The sequence below is a fragment of the Amycolatopsis sp. NPDC021455 genome (assembly GCF_040640995.1).
Lineage (GTDB): Bacteria > Actinomycetota > Actinomycetes > Mycobacteriales > Pseudonocardiaceae > Amycolatopsis.
On the sequence record NZ_JBFACT010000002.1, the window covers coordinates 384279 to 397760 of the forward strand.

Annotated in this window: 11 protein-coding genes; 6 read left to right on the forward strand and 5 right to left on the reverse strand. The window is 70.4% G+C overall.

What is annotated here, in order from left to right; translation table 11 throughout:
* Nucleotides 1-72: 72 nt before the first annotated feature.
* Entirely contained in the window at nucleotides 73-1638 is a 1566-nt protein-coding gene (locus AB0G28_RS04835) for a DEAD/DEAH box helicase (RefSeq protein WP_361082984.1), read from the reverse strand.
* Nucleotides 1639-1995: 357 nt separating this feature from the next.
* Entirely contained in the window at nucleotides 1996-2961 is a 966-nt protein-coding gene (locus tag AB0G28_RS04840; RefSeq protein WP_361082986.1) for an RIO1 family regulatory kinase/ATPase, read from the reverse strand.
* A 275-nt stretch (nucleotides 2962-3236) separates the two neighbouring features.
* On the opposite strand from AB0G28_RS04840, the gene AB0G28_RS04845 reads away from it, so the two are divergent.
* Nucleotides 3237-4769: an NAD(P)/FAD-dependent oxidoreductase gene (locus tag AB0G28_RS04845; protein ID WP_361082988.1), complete on the forward strand. Its 1533-nt coding sequence runs from the start codon at nucleotides 3237-3239 to the stop codon at nucleotides 4767-4769.
* 6 nt (nucleotides 4770-4775) lie between these two features.
* Here the strand turns inward: AB0G28_RS04845 and AB0G28_RS04850 are convergent, their stop codons facing one another.
* Nucleotides 4776-5663 (reverse strand): MBL fold metallo-hydrolase, encoded by an 888-nt coding sequence (locus AB0G28_RS04850; protein WP_361082990.1) that lies wholly within the window; start codon nucleotides 5661-5663, stop codon nucleotides 4776-4778.
* A gap of 82 nt (nucleotides 5664-5745) precedes the next feature.
* Here AB0G28_RS04850 and AB0G28_RS04855 point away from each other — a divergent pair, with 82 nt between their 5' ends.
* From AB0G28_RS04855 to AB0G28_RS04865, 3 genes are read left to right on the forward strand one after another with little or no spacing between them, the layout of a single operon-like run.
* A complete protein-coding gene (locus AB0G28_RS04855; RefSeq protein ID WP_361083153.1) occupies nucleotides 5746-6591 on the forward strand; it encodes a LysR substrate-binding domain-containing protein in 846 nt (281 codons plus the stop codon).
* 44 nt (nucleotides 6592-6635) lie between these two features.
* Nucleotides 6636-7439 carry an SAM-dependent methyltransferase gene (locus AB0G28_RS04860; RefSeq protein WP_361082991.1) on the forward strand — a complete coding sequence of 268 codons (804 nt, stop codon included), beginning with the start codon at nucleotides 6636-6638 and terminating at the stop codon, nucleotides 7437-7439.
* Nucleotides 7440-7973, forward strand: coding sequence for a TetR/AcrR family transcriptional regulator (locus AB0G28_RS04865; protein ID WP_361082993.1), 534 nt, complete (start codon nucleotides 7440-7442; stop codon nucleotides 7971-7973).
* On the opposite strand, the gene AB0G28_RS04870 is transcribed toward AB0G28_RS04865, so the two are convergent.
* A complete protein-coding gene (locus tag AB0G28_RS04870) occupies nucleotides 7970-8524 on the reverse strand; it encodes a suppressor of fused domain protein (protein ID WP_361082995.1) in 555 nt (184 codons plus the stop codon). The genes AB0G28_RS04865 and AB0G28_RS04870 overlap by 4 nt on opposite strands.
* Before the next feature lie 83 nt (nucleotides 8525-8607).
* Here AB0G28_RS04870 and AB0G28_RS04875 point away from each other — a divergent pair, with 83 nt between their 5' ends.
* Both AB0G28_RS04875 and AB0G28_RS04880 read left to right on the forward strand, forming a co-directional pair.
* The gene (locus AB0G28_RS04875) at nucleotides 8608-9681 is read left to right on the forward strand and encodes an FAD-dependent oxidoreductase (RefSeq protein WP_361082997.1); all 1074 of its coding nucleotides are present in this window, start codon (nucleotides 8608-8610) and stop codon (nucleotides 9679-9681) included.
* A 119-nt stretch (nucleotides 9682-9800) separates the two neighbouring features.
* The gene (locus AB0G28_RS04880; RefSeq protein ID WP_361082999.1) at nucleotides 9801-12299 is read left to right on the forward strand and encodes a tetratricopeptide repeat protein; all 2499 of its coding nucleotides are present in this window, start codon (nucleotides 9801-9803) and stop codon (nucleotides 12297-12299) included.
* 15 nt (nucleotides 12300-12314) lie between these two features.
* Here the strand turns inward: AB0G28_RS04880 and yaaA are convergent, their stop codons facing one another.
* Entirely contained in the window at nucleotides 12315-13061 is a 747-nt protein-coding gene (gene yaaA, locus AB0G28_RS04885) for a peroxide stress protein YaaA (protein ID WP_361083001.1), read from the reverse strand.
* Nucleotides 13062-13482: the final 421 nt, after the last annotated feature.

Sequence of the window (13482 nt, forward strand, 5' to 3'; positions counted from 1 at the left end):
TCGCGCGGCCGCGAAGCGGGCCCGGAAACGCCGGAAGCCCCGGACCACCGGTCCGGGGCTTCCGAAGGGAAATCAGCTGTCGTAGCCGCGACGCGGGCCACGGCTCGGGCGGCCGTAACCACCGCCGTTGCCCGAGCGGGGCTGACGGCCACGGCCGCCGAAGCCGCCGGGACGGCCTTCACGGTCGCCGCCGCGGTAACCGCCACGGTCGCCACCGCGGTCACGGTCGCCGTAGCCACCGCGATCGCCGTAGCCGCGCTCGCCACCACGGTTCGAGCCGCCGAACCCACGGTCGCCGCGGAAGCCACCGCCGCGACGCGGGTTCTCGCGCCGCCGCTCGACGACCGGCTCGCCACTGGGCTCCTTGGCACCGGTGATGCGGGACAGCTCGGCGTCGCCCGGGCGGACCGTCGTCGACTCCGCGCGCACGCCGGCGCGGTCGGTCAGGCGGCGGACCATCCGGCGCTGGTCGTGCGTCGCCAGCGTGACGACCACGCCGGACGCCCCGGCGCGGGCCGTGCGGCCGGCGCGGTGCAGGTAGTCCTTGTGGTCGGCCGCCGGGTCGACGTGCAGCACCAGCGAGATGTCGTCGACGTGGATGCCGCGGGCGGCGACGTCCGTGGCGACCAGCACCGGGGTGAGGCCGTCCTTGAAGTCGGCGAGGACGCGGTTGCGCTGCCCCTGGGTCTTGCCGCCGTGCAGCGCCGCCGCGTGCACGCCCTGCTCGCGCAGCCGCTCGGTGAGCCGGTCGACGTGGTGCTTGGTGCGCACGAACATGATCGTGCGGCCTTCGCGGGCGCCGATCTGCGTGATGACGTCCTGCTTGTCCTGGTGCGAGACCTGCAGAACGTGGTGGTCCATGGTCGTGACGCTCGCGGTCGACGGGGCGACCGAGTGCGTCACCGGGTCGGTCAGGTACTGCTTGACCAGGCGGTTGACGTCACCGTCGAGCGTCGCGGAGAACAGCAGTCGCTGCCCGCCCGGCGGGGTCAGGTCGAGGATCTCGCGGACCTGCGGCATGAAGCCCATGTCCGCCATCTGGTCGGCCTCGTCGAGGGCGATGAAGTTGCAGTCGCCCAGCGCCGCCGTGCCCTGGCGGACGTGGTCGGACAGCCGGCCCGGCGTGGCGATCAGCAGGTCGACGCCTCGGGACAGCGCGTCCGCCTGGCGGGCGAAGGCCATGCCGCCGACGGCGGTGCGGCACCACAGGCCGAGCGCCTTGGCCAGCGGGGTCAGCGAGTCGGCGACCTGCATGGCCAGCTCGCGGGTCGGGACGAGGATCAGCGCGCGGGGGCGCTTCGGGCGGGCCTTGCCGCCGTCGAGCCGGGCCAGCATGGCCAGGCCGAAGGCGAGCGTCTTGCCGGAGCCGGTCTGGGCGCGGCCCAGGACGTCCCGGCCGGCCAGGGCGTCCGGGATGGTCGCGGACTGGATCGGGAAGGGCTGGTCGATGCCCGCCTCGGCGAGCGCGCGGAGCAGCGGCTCCGGCAGGCCCAGCTGGGCGAACGTCTTGGTGACCACGGTCTCGACCGCGTCGTCGCGCAGCATGTCGCCGCCCGACGGCCGCTGCCGCGGCTTGCGGTCGGGACGGCCCGCGCGAGCGGACGCCGAGGAGTGGCCGGAGTTGAACGTGACTGTCACAAATGCCTCTCGGACGTGGTTCGTCGCAAGGGAGGCCCGGGCTGCCCGCGCGCAGGCAGGGCAAGATGGTGTGCGATGGGCGTTCACAGGGACGGACCCGGCACACCGTGTCATCGCTTGCCGACACTGCGCGCCGCTTGGGTTACTTCGGATCACCGCGAGCCATTCGGTGGCTGTGCCTTTAACGACTCTGCCTTTTAACGACTCTGGAGGCGACGGACACCAACTCATCCACGCCGCCGGTTGCGGTCTGTGTTCACTGTACCCGAGCCGGAGCTGGGACTACGCATCGAGGTCACCGGTTGTGGGCGGCGTCGCAGACGTGTTCCACACCACAGTCGCGACGCCGCCCCGGGTTCACTCGAGCCCAGCCGCGGAAACGAGCTCCGCCAGCAGTTCTCCGGTGTTCGTGAGGTGCTCTCCGAGACCGCGCCCGTGGAACCAGCCGGCCAGGTTGCGCACGTCCCGCGCCAGGAACTCGACGCCGCCGGGGTTGGCGACGACGTCGACGACCTGGGGCAGGTCGATCACCATCAGCCTGCCCCGGTGCACCAGCAGGTTGTACGCGGAGAGGTCGCCGTGCGCGAGCCCTTCGGACGCGAGCAGTTCGAGTGCCGCGGTGGCCTGGAACCACAGGTCCTTCAGCTCGTCCGGGTCCGGGCGGACCTGGGCCAGCCGGGGCGCGGCGGTGCCGTCGTCCTCGCCGAGGAACTCGAGCAGCAGTTCCGTCCCCTCGCGCTGCACCGGGTACGGCACAGGCGCGCCGAGCGTCCACAAACGACTCAGTGCGGCGAACTCCGCGACGGCCCACTGTTCGGCGATCAGGTTGCGGCCGAACGCCGTGCGGTGCTCGATCGCGCGCATCTCGCGGGACCGGCGCATCCGCCGTCCCTCGAGGTAGCCCGCGTCGCGGTGGAACAGCTTGTGCTCGTCGCTGCGGTAGCGCTTCGCGGCGAGCAGGGTGCCGGGGGTGCCTGGCAACCCGCGCCGCAGCAGGTGGACATCCGCCTCCTTGCCGGTCTTGAGGACGCCGAGGTCGGTGTCGACCGCGGCGAGCTCGGTGACGACCCAGTCCGGCCGGGGGAGCGGGCCGTGCTCGGCGTCGTCCCAGGTGGACCAGCGGTCGGCGCCGTCGGGTAGCTGGTTTTCCGTGTAGGCGTCGTCGCGCAGCTTCGCGAGGCGGACGCGTTCGCCTTCGGTCAGCCGGCCGCTGCGCGTGGGTTCGGGTTCGTCGAACCGTCCTCGCCGACGCGAACGCGCTTCGCGGCGGCGGGACGGTTGTTCGTCGAACAGGTCGTAGTCTTCGAAGTCGTGCTGGCGCACTGGTGGGTTTCTCCTTGGTCAGGGATGCCCCACCGGGCGCGTGGTCAGCGCCGGGGGGCGAGTGGGTGCGGGCGCGGAAAGGCCCGGACAGTCATCACGTCAGGCACCTCCCTGCTGTCGCACGCACCGGCTCCCTGCCGGACGAGCCCAGCTTGCCGGACCGGTCCGGGACCGCGCAACCGAATAGCGCGAACGGTCCATTCGTGACGTTTTCTTGAATTCGGCCGGGCGGCCTGGTCACGATGAACGGGCAGGCAGAACCTGAGGAGGGGCGGATGAACAGCTACGACGTGGTGATCGTCGGCGGTGGGCACAACGGCCTGGTGGCGGCCGCGTACCTGGCGCGGGCGGGCCGGTCCGTGCTCGTGCTCGAACGGCGGGGTGAGACCGGTGGCGCCGCCGTCTCGTTCCGCGCGTTCGAGGGCGTGGACGTCCGGCTTTCGCGCTACTCGTACCTGGTCAGCCTGCTGCCGAAGAAGATCGTGGCCGACCTCGGCCTCGACGTGGAGCTGCGACGGCGCCGGATGTCGTCCTACACCCCGTCGGGCGGCTCCGGTCTCCTTGTCGACAACGACGACGCCGTCCGGACGGTGTCGTCGTTCCGGGCGGTCACCGGGTCCACAGCGGACTTCTCGGCCTGGCAGCGGTTCTACGAGCTGACCGGGCGCGTCGCCGGGCGCGCGTTCGGGACGCTCACCGAACCACTCCTGTCCGAAGTGGACTTCCGCGAGCGCCTCGGCGACGCCGAGGCGTGGTCCCTGCTGTTCGAACGGCCGATCGGCGAAACGCTCACGTCGTGGTTCGGCCACGACACGGTGCGCGGCGTGGTGCTCACCGACGCGCTGATCGGCACGTTCGCCCCGGCGGACGGCGAGGACCTGCGGCAGAACCGGTGCCTCCTCTACCACGTGATCGGCAACGGCACCGGCGACTGGGACGTCCCGGTCGGCGGTATGGGCGCGGTCACCCGTTCGCTCGCGGCGGCGGCCGCCGCGGCGGGCGCGCGCCTGGTCACCGGTGCGGAGGTGCTGTCGGTCGACCCGGACGGCGAGGTGCGTTACCGGCGTGGCGACGCCGAGCTCGTCGTCCGGGGCGGCCACGTCCTCGCCAACGTCGCGCCGTCCACGCTGGCGCGACTGCTGGGCGAGGAACCGGCGGAAACCCCGGAAGGTGCGCAACTGAAGGTGAACATGGTGCTCACGCGGCTGCCGAGGCTGCGTGACCCGGACGTCGACCCGGCCGAGGCGTTCGGGGGCACCTTCCACGTCAACGAGAGCTTCACCCAGCTGGAGGCGGCGTATCGCGAAGCGGCGGCGGGAAGGATCCCCACGCTGCCGCCGTGCGAAATCTATTGCCACTCGTTGACGGATCCGTCGATCCTCGGCCCGGCCGAACGCGCGGCCGGCACGCACACGCTCACCCTGTTCGGCCTGCACATGCCGGCCCGTCTCTTCGAGGGGCGCAACGAAGAGGCACGCGAAGCGGCGTTACGCGCGACGCTCGCTTCGCTGAACAGCGTGCTGGCCGAGCCGATCGAGGACTGCCTGTTGTCCGGGCCGGACGGAAAACCCTGCGTGGAAGCCAAAACCCCGGTGGACCTGGAAGCCGAGCTGGGTCTGCCGGGGGGCCACATCTTCCACCGGGACCTCTCCTGGCCCTTCGCGGAGGACCCGGCCCAGGCCGGCCGCTGGGGTGTGGAGACAGCGCACGAGCGCATCCTGCTCTGTGGCGCGGGAGCTGCGAGAGGAGGTGGTGTCAGCGGCATTCCCGGCCACAACGCGGCGATGGCGGTCCTCGGCGCGGGGTGATCCGGGTCAGGCGTCGTGTTCGGTGCACAGACACGCGACGCCCGGCTCGATCCACTCCCGTCCGGCCCATTCCGGGTGGCGATCGAGGAGCAGCGAACGGACCTCGGCGGTGATTTCGTCCACGCCCATCGCCGAGTCCCGCCGGTGCCAGGTCTCGTCCCGCAATTCCCGCAGGTAGTCACGGACGTCGGTGAGCACCGCCCCACCACCGACCTCTCCGTGCCCGGGGACCACCACCCGGTGCCCGGCGGCGGCCAGCCGGTCGAGGACCGCCAGCCAGCCCACCCCGGAGACGTCCATGTCATGCGGCGGGAACCACGGGAAGATCGCGAACTGCCCGGTCTCGGCCAGGTCGCCGGTGAACAGCACGCCGGCGTCCGGGACCTCGACGACCTGGTCGCCCTTCGTGTGGCCACGGCCGGTAGGGCGCAGCCGGACGGTCCGGCCGCCGAGGTCGAGGGCGTACTCGCCGTCGTAGACCACGTCGGGAGCGGGCACCCGGACGCCGTCGAGCCGGCTGGCGATCACCTCGCCCAAGCCGCGGAACATGTCCAGGTAGCCCGGGCCCTTGGTGACGAGGTCGTCGGCCTGCGCGCGGTTGACCAGGTAGGTGGCCTCGCCGGCGAACACCTGGGCGCCGAAGGCGTGCTCCGGGTGGAAGTGCGTCGTGGTCAGGTACAGGCGACGGCCCTTCGCCACCTCCGCCGCGAAGGCGAGCACCTGGGACGCGTTCGCGGTGCCGATGCCCGTGTCGACGACCAGGACGGCCTCGGTGCCGGCGACCACCCCGATGTTGGGCACCAGGTCGACGTGGTCGTTCGGGATCACCAGCAGGTCCGGGGCGATCTCGCGGGCGCCGCCGACACGCACGGCGGGATCGGTCAGTTCGGTCATGACCCGATTCCACCGCCGTCCGGCCGCGGCCGTCCAAGACCGGTTCGGTGGTGCCGATACCGGGCGAATATCGTCGCCGGTCATGGAGCTGCGCACGCTTCGGTACTTCGTCGCCGTCGCCGAAGAACTCCACTTCGGCCGGGCCGCCGCGCGGCTGCACATGAGCCAGCCGCCGCTGAGCCGGGCGATCAAGCAGCTGGAGACCGACGTCGGTGCCGAGCTGCTGCTCCGCTCGGCCGCGGGCGTCACGCTGACCCCGGCCGGGGCGGCGCTGCTGGAAGAGGCGCGGACGCTGCTGGACCAGGCCGACCGCGCCCGCGTGCGCGTGGCCGCGGCGGCGGGCGCGGCCACCCTCACCGTCGGCATCCTGGGCGACAGCGCCGACCCCGGCGCGACGCGGCTCGCCGACGCCTACCGCCGGCGGCACCCGGACGTCGAAGTCCGCGTCCGAGACGCTGACCTGACCGACCCGACGTGCGGGCTGCGTGCCGGCCTGGTCGACGTCGCCCTGACCCGCGGGCCGTTCGACGAGACCGGCCTGACGGTGCACCGGCTGCGCGCCGACCCGGTGGGCGCGGTGCTGCGCGCCGACGACCCGCTGGCCGGCCGCGACCACCTGGAGCTGGCCGACCTGGCCGGACGGCGCTGGTTCCGGTTCCCGGACGGCACCGATCCGCTCTGGCAGTCCTACTGGCACGGCGGCGAACCCCGTGAAGGGCCGGTGGTGCGCGCGGTCCAGGAATGCCTGCAGGCCGTGCTCTGGAACGCCACGGTCGGGCTGATGCCGCTCGGCCACCGGCCGCCCGGTGAGCTGGTCGTGGTGCCGCTCACCGACCTAGCGCCGAACCCCGTGGTCGTCGCCTGGAAGGACACCGGACCGCTGGTCCGGTCGTTCGCGCAGCTCGCGGTGGCCGCGTACCGGAGCTAAGCGCGGCGATGGAAAAACGAACGTTCATTCACTATGCTGGCCGCATGCGCAACGCCAGCCGGACCGCCGGGCACGTCGCCTTGTTCCGCGCCCTCGAGACCTGCCGCCGCGACCGGCTCTTCGCCGACGACCACGCCATCCGGTTCCTGCCCGCCCGCTACCGCTGGCTGGTGCGCGCCGCCGCGATCCGGCCCGTCGGGCATGGCATCGCGCGGCTCATCGACCACCACTACCCGGGTGGCCCGCGCACATCCGCCGTCGCCCGCACCCGGCTGATCGACGACCTGCTCGGCGAAGCCGAACCGGAACAGGTGCTGCTGCTGGGCGCGGGCTACGACAGCCGGGCCCACCGCATCCCCGGGATGCCCCCGACCTACGAGGTCGACCACCCGGTCACCCAACGGGCGAAGCGGCAGCACGTTGCCGACCGCCCGCACGTCCACTACGTTCCCGTCGACCTCGACGCCGAAAGCCTCGCCGCGGCTCTCGGCGGCTTCCCGGCCAAGCGCACCGCAGTCATCTGGGAGGGCGTCACCAACTACCTCACCGAGCGGGCCGTCGACGCGACCTTCCGCGATCTGACCGCGATCGTCGGGCCGGGGAGCACCGTGATCTTCACCTACGTCGACCGCGCGGCACTCGGCGACGGCACCGCGTGGCACCAGAAGGTCGAGAAGGTCGGCGAGCCGTGGACGTTCGGTTTCCACCCCGACGATGTTCCCGGCTACCTGGCCGAGCGCGGCCTGGACCTGAAGGGCGACTTGTCCGCGAAGGACGCGGCTGCCCGCTATCACCGCGACGAGCCCGCCGCCGGCTTCTACCGGATCGCGTGGGCGGTGGTCCGGTAGATGCCCAAGGTCAGCGCGGAGCACCTGACGAACCGCCGTCGGCAGATCCTCGACGCCGCGGCCGGCTGCTTCGCCCGCAACGGTTTCCACCGCACCTCGATGCAGGACATCGTCAAGGAGTCCGGTCTGTCCGCCGGGCTGATCTACCGGTACTTCACCGGCAAGGAGGACATGATCCTCGCGATCGTCGGGGAATGGCACACGACCCGCTCGGCCGGCCTCGACAGCGCGAGCGATCCCCTCGCTGCCTACCTCGGTCTCTTGCGGGCCATCGCGGCCCCGGAAGCGGCGCAACAGCGGAACCTCGGGATGCAGGCCTGGGCCGAGACCGTCCGCGAACCCCGGATCCGTGCCCTCGCGCGCCAGGGCGTGGACGACCAGCTCGAGGCGTTCGGCAATGCCGCGCCGGAAGCCTTGATCCGCGTGCTCGTCGCCATCTACCAGGGGCTGCTGCTGCAGGCATCCTGGGACGACGACCTGGACGTCGAGGCGTTCGTGGCCGCTGTCGGCGAACTCGTGCGGCCTCGTGTCTAGACCACCGGCGCGCGGCGGACGTCGTAGAGGTCCCAGTCCAGCTGCCAGAACGCGTCGATGCCGTGCTCGCGGATGTACTTCCGCTCGGTGTCGTGCACCGGGTAACAGCCGGCGATGCTGATCGGCGCGCCGCCGACGTCGATCAGCGTGTACTGGTGCGCGTCGAGGCCGGCGGGTGCCGAGACGGCGAACGCCGTCATGGCGGACTCCGGGGCGATCGGCTGCCCGAAGTCGATCGTGTCGCCCCAGACGAACGGGCAGGTGCCGCGCAACTGCTCGGCGAGGTAGCCGATCGCCAGGGCCCACACCGGGTCGTCGGACCGGACGCTGATCCACAGTTCCGGCTTCATGCCGTGCCAGTCCGGGTGGTCGGCCAGGGAAAGGCCGTAGGTCGCGCCGGTCAGGTACCGCGGTTCGGGCTCGTCGGCGTAGACGAGCGCGATGACGTCGTCGAGCCCGGCGTGGGTGGACGGGATGGGCTGCAGGCGGGGCGCGGTGGTCCCGGTCAGGGTGTCGAGATGGGCGACATACCGCTCGGCACGGCTCGGCATGGCGCGCAGCATACGGCCGCCCGGCTGTGCGCGCGGCGCATCTCGTTGGCCCCGGCGCGGCATTTTCGGGCAGGGTGGGGAACATGCGAGTGCTCGTGATCGGAAGCGGGATCGGCGGCGCGGCGACGGCCTGGCACCTGGCGGGCCGCGGCGCGGAAGTGGTCGTGGCGGACGCGGCACGGCCGGGAACGGCGACGGAGGCGGGTGCCGGCATCGTCAGCCCGTGGACGTCCCGCTGGGAAGACGCGGTGTACCCGCTCGCGGCGGCCGCCGGCCGGTACTACCGCGAGTTCACGGCCGAGCTCGAGGATTCGTCGTTCGAGGTCGTCGGCGGAATGATCGTGTCGGCCGACGACGCGGAGCTGGCCGAGGCCCAGGAACGGCTGACCTCCCGGGCGGGGGACGCACCGGAGATCGGCGAGGTGCGCCGGCTCGACCCGGCGCAGGCCCGTGAGCTGTTCCCGGCGTTGGCTCCCGGGCTGGGCGCGGTGCACCTGGCCGGCGCCGGCCGCGTCGACGGGCACCTCCTGCGCCGCGCGCTGTTGTCCGCCGCCGAGCGCCGGGGCGCGAAGTTCGTGGAGGGTGAGGTCGCGTTCCGGGCCGACGGCACGGTGGCGAGCCCCGAAGGCCCTCTGGAAGCGGACAGCGTGGTGGTCGCGGCCGGCGCGTGGAGCCGCGAACTGCTGGCGCCGCTGGGCATCGACCTGCCGGTGACGCCCCACCGCGGCCAGATCAGCCACTTCGACCTGCCGGGCACGGACACGGCGGCATGGCCGGTCGTCCTGCCCCGCAGCAGCAGCCACTACTTGCTGGCGTTCGGCGGCGGCCGCGTCGTGGCGGGCGCGACCCGCGAGGCGGAGTCCGGCTTCGACTACCGCGTCACGGTCGCGGGGCAGCGTGAAGTGCTGGACAACGCGTTGGCGGTGGCACCCGGCCTCGCGGACGCGACTCTCACGGAGACACGGGTGGGTTTCCGCCCGGGCACGCCGGACGGGTTGCCGATCCTGGGCCTGGTGCGCCCGGGTCTGGCGGTATCGACGGGCTTCGGCGCGGGCGGGCTGACGAACGCGCCGTTCGCGGGGAAGCTCGTCGCGGCGGTGGCGCTGGGCGAAGACCCGGGCTTCGACTTGAGCCCGTTCTCCCCGGACCGGTTTTGAGCCGGATGTCGCTCACGTGACCATGGGTCAACGTCAGTGCTCCGGGAGCGGCATCGGTTGTACACTCCGTGACCGAGTTTGAGGCGGAGCGGAGGGTGGCCGACGGCCGGAGGGGCTCGATGTCGAGGGCGCTGAAATGGTGCATCACCATCGCGGCGGGTGCCGGGGTGTTCGCTAGCGGATGTTGGCTGTGCTTGTATCTGGGATATCCGTCCGGGGACGCCATCGGCCTGGCCGCCATTCCCAGTGCTCTCCTGACTCTGCCGTTGGCATGGTGGGCAGGCCGGGAACGGGCCGCGCACCCACCAGCACTCGGATCGAATTCCGAAGTGCGCAACACGATGAGCGGGAATGCTTCCGCGGTCGTCCAGGTCCGTGACATCCACGGGGATGTCCACGTGCACGCGGAGAAGGCGCCGACCGCGGCGGACGGGCAGGTCGTGGTGGGGCTCATCCCTCATGAACCGCCCAACTTCCAGCCACCCTGGCAGGTCGAAACGCTGGCTGGTTTGTCCGGCGAGATCTGCGTGGTATGCGCTGTAACGGGGCAGCGAGGCGTGGGAAAGACGCAGGTGGCAGCCGCCTACGCTCGGCGCCGAGTGCGTGATGGCTGGCTGGTCGCCTGGATCAGCGCGGAATCCGCTGATCTCCTGCAAGCAGGCATGACTCAGCTCGCGGACCGGCTGGGCCTGCGAAGCCCCGAAGATGACGCGGATACCACGGTGGCGCGAGTGCGCGATTATCTCCAAACGCGGCGTGCGCCGGCATTGCTCGTCTTCGACAACCTCGCCGCACCGGACGCGGTGAAGCCACACCTTCCGGCCGCGGGAGCCGTGCAGGTCGTGATAACCAGCACGGACCGCGGCACGGAACGAGTGGGCCGCGCTGTGCCGGTCGACGTGTTCACCGAGGAAACCGCACTGAACTTCCTCCAGGAAGCAACCGGAATCGATGACATCGATGGTGCTCGTCAGGTCGCGCATGAACTCGGGTTTCTGCCGCTGGCCCTCACTCAGGCAGCTCCGCGTATCCGGATCGCCCGAAGTTATGCTTCCTACTTGGCACAGTTCAGGCGCTTTCCGGTGGATCAGTACCTGATACGACGCGACGGCGACAGCTATCCGCTCGGCGTCGCAACGGTGATCCTGATGGCCCTCGAATCATTTTACTCGGCTGAGTCGACGACTGACTCCGAGCTGCTCGACGGCCTCGCGGTCTTGTCGCCGGACGGCGTATCCCGAGAAATACTTGCCGTCGAACAGGAAGCCTCGTCGGTCGACGAAGCTTTGGCGCGATTGCACAACGCCTCGGTGGTCGAACTCGCGGGCCCTGGCGAGCAAGCCGTGATCATGCATCGGCTGGTTCAGCGGGTCGTTCGTGACCGATGTCGGACGACCGGTTCCTACAAACGTGTGATGCTGCGCGAGGCAGAGCGTCTTGATCAATTGACCTTCGATACCACGTACTCCTGGGCCTGGCGGTCCGAGGGTGATGAGCTGGTTCGTCAAATCGAGGCACTCTGGGATAACGTGGATAAATCGGAGAATATCGAAGTTGTTGCGGAAATACTCGAGCTACGCATTTGGGCTTTCAAACATCTCGCCGTTACTGCTTTGCTCGCTCGAGCGATACCGTTGGCAGAGGCTGTGTACAACGATGCGAGGAGTGTGCTTGGGGAGGATCATCTGCACTCGTTGACCTCGGCCAACGAGCTGGCATTCGCCTACCGGTCGGCGGGACGGCTGGACAAGGCCATTGCTCTCTATGAACAGAACTTTGCCGATATTCGTCGCGTCCTCGGGGAAGACGATCCGATCACGTTGATCTCGGCCAACAACCTGGCATTCGCCTATGAGTCGGCCTGGCGGCTGGATGAAGCCATTCCTCTTCTTGAGCAAACTCTTGCCGATCGGCGCCGGGTGCTTGGCGAAGATCACCCGGACACGTTGTCGTCGGCCAACAATCTGGCGGGCGCTTACACTTCGGCGGAGCGGCTGGACGAGGCCATTCCTCTCCTCGAGCGAACCCTTGCAGACCGACGTCGCGTCCTCGGCGAAGACCATCCGAACACGTTGACCTCGGCCAACAACCTGGCAGGTGCCTACGAATCGACGGGCTATCTGGACGAGGCCATCTCCATCTACCGCAAGGTCCTTGCCGATCGACGTCGTGTCCTTGGCGAAGATCACCCGGACACGTTGACCTCGGCCAACAACCTGGCGGGTGTCTACCGGTCCAAGGGGCGGCCGGGCGAGGCAATTTCCCTCTTTGAGAAGACTTTCGCTGATATTCGCCGTGTTCTGGGCGATGAGCACCCGAAAACTTTGACCTCGGCCAACAATCTGGCAATGTCCTACCAGTCGGTGGGGCGGTTGGACGAGGCTGTCTCTCTTCTGGGGCGAACCCTTGCCGACCGGCGCCGCGTGCTTGGTGAAGATCACCCGGACACGTTGACCTCGGCCAACAACCTGGCGGCCGCCTACCGGTCGGCAGGCCGGCTGGACCGGGCGATCCTCCTCTACGAACAAACGCTCGCCAATGCCGGCCGGGTCCTGGGTGAGGACCATCCGCTGACCGGAACCGTGCGTGGCAACTTGGAAGCATGCCGTCCGTCGTGACCGTAGCCGGCTTGCTCAGCCCTCGGTGACCAGCTCCAGTGCGTGCTCGCCGGTGCGCTCGACCACCAGGCCCGCCTTGGTGATCACCTTCACCAGCTGGTCCACAGTGGATGGGTCGGCGCGCGTCGCCGCCAGTACGTGGGCCAGGCGGCCCTTGTAGGCCTTGTTGAAGTGGCTTACCGTCACGCGCTCGCCGCGGGCGTTCTCCGTGACCACCCGGACCGTCACCGCGTCCGGGCGGAGCTTGGCGAATGCCGAGTACGTGCCTGAGCGCAGGTCCACCACCAGGCCCTCGACCGCCTGCAGCACCGGCTCGAGGACCGGCTTCCACAGGCCGCGGACCGTCCCCAGTGCGGGCAGCGTGTTGCCGCCCGAGAGCCGGTATGCCGGGATCGGGTCCGTTGCCGAGACCACGCCGAACAGCGAGGACGTCACTGCCAGCCGGCGGTGTGCCTTCTCCAGACCGGCCTTCGTGAAGCTTTTCACGTCGAGCGCGTCGTAGAGGACTCCCGTGTAGCGGCGCAGTGCCGGCATCGTCGGTGACGACCAGAGCTGCGCGTTGCGCGTTACCTCCCCCGCCTGGCGCTCGGTGATGCCCAGGGCCGCGATGCTCGCCGGGACGTCGGCGGCCAGTTCCGCCAGCGCGTCGGCGAGCTTCGCCCGGGTCGGGTTCAGCTCGGGGAACGACAGCTCGCCCAGGTCGAGCGGGCCGCCGCGGCCGCCGTCGGCCTTGGTCTCGGATGGGGGGAGGAGCACCAGCACGCCCCGAGCGTAAATCGGGATGCGCGGACGTCACCGTCCGGCCTAGCCTCCCGGCATGGATCTGACCTGGCGCCCGTTGGCCCTCGGCGATGTCCCGGCCCTCACCAGGCTGTACGCGGCGGCCGAGGAAGTCGATCGGACGGGTGAACACTTCAGCGAGGACGACCTCCGTGAAGAGCTCGAAGGTCCCAATATCGACCTGGTCCGCGCCAGCGTCGGCGCCTTCTCGGGTGACCGGCTCGTCGGCTACGGCCTCGTCCGCCGCCGCGACGCCGCCGAGCCGGTGCACATGATCCGGCTCCAGTCCGTCGTGCACCCGGAACACCGGGACGACGCCGTCGGTGCTCACCTCGTCGAGTGGTTCGCGCGCACGAGCCGCGAAGTCCACGAGCGGGCCTTCCCGGGCGCGCCGGTCGAACTG

What these genes read in the sequence shown, in the direction of transcription:
- AB0G28_RS04845 (WP_361082988.1), top strand. Translation starts at nt 3,237, where the DNA reads ATGAACAGCTACGACGTGGTGATCGTCGGCGGTGGGCACAACGGCCTG.
- AB0G28_RS04850 (WP_361082990.1), bottom strand. Translation starts at nt 5,663, where the DNA reads ATGACCGAACTGACCGATCCCGCCGTGCGTGTCGGCGGCGCCCGCGAG.
- AB0G28_RS04855 (WP_361083153.1), top strand. Translation starts at nt 5,746, where the DNA reads ATGGAGCTGCGCACGCTTCGGTACTTCGTCGCCGTCGCCGAAGAACTC.
- AB0G28_RS04860 (WP_361082991.1), top strand. Translation starts at nt 6,636, where the DNA reads ATGCGCAACGCCAGCCGGACCGCCGGGCACGTCGCCTTGTTCCGCGCC.
- AB0G28_RS04865 (WP_361082993.1), top strand. Translation starts at nt 7,440, where the DNA reads ATGCCCAAGGTCAGCGCGGAGCACCTGACGAACCGCCGTCGGCAGATC.
- AB0G28_RS04870 (WP_361082995.1), bottom strand. Translation starts at nt 8,524, where the DNA reads ATGCCGAGCCGTGCCGAGCGGTATGTCGCCCATCTCGACACCCTGACC.
- AB0G28_RS04875 (WP_361082997.1), top strand. Translation starts at nt 8,608, where the DNA reads ATGCGAGTGCTCGTGATCGGAAGCGGGATCGGCGGCGCGGCGACGGCC.
- AB0G28_RS04880 (WP_361082999.1), top strand. Translation starts at nt 9,801, where the DNA reads ATGTCGAGGGCGCTGAAATGGTGCATCACCATCGCGGCGGGTGCCGGG.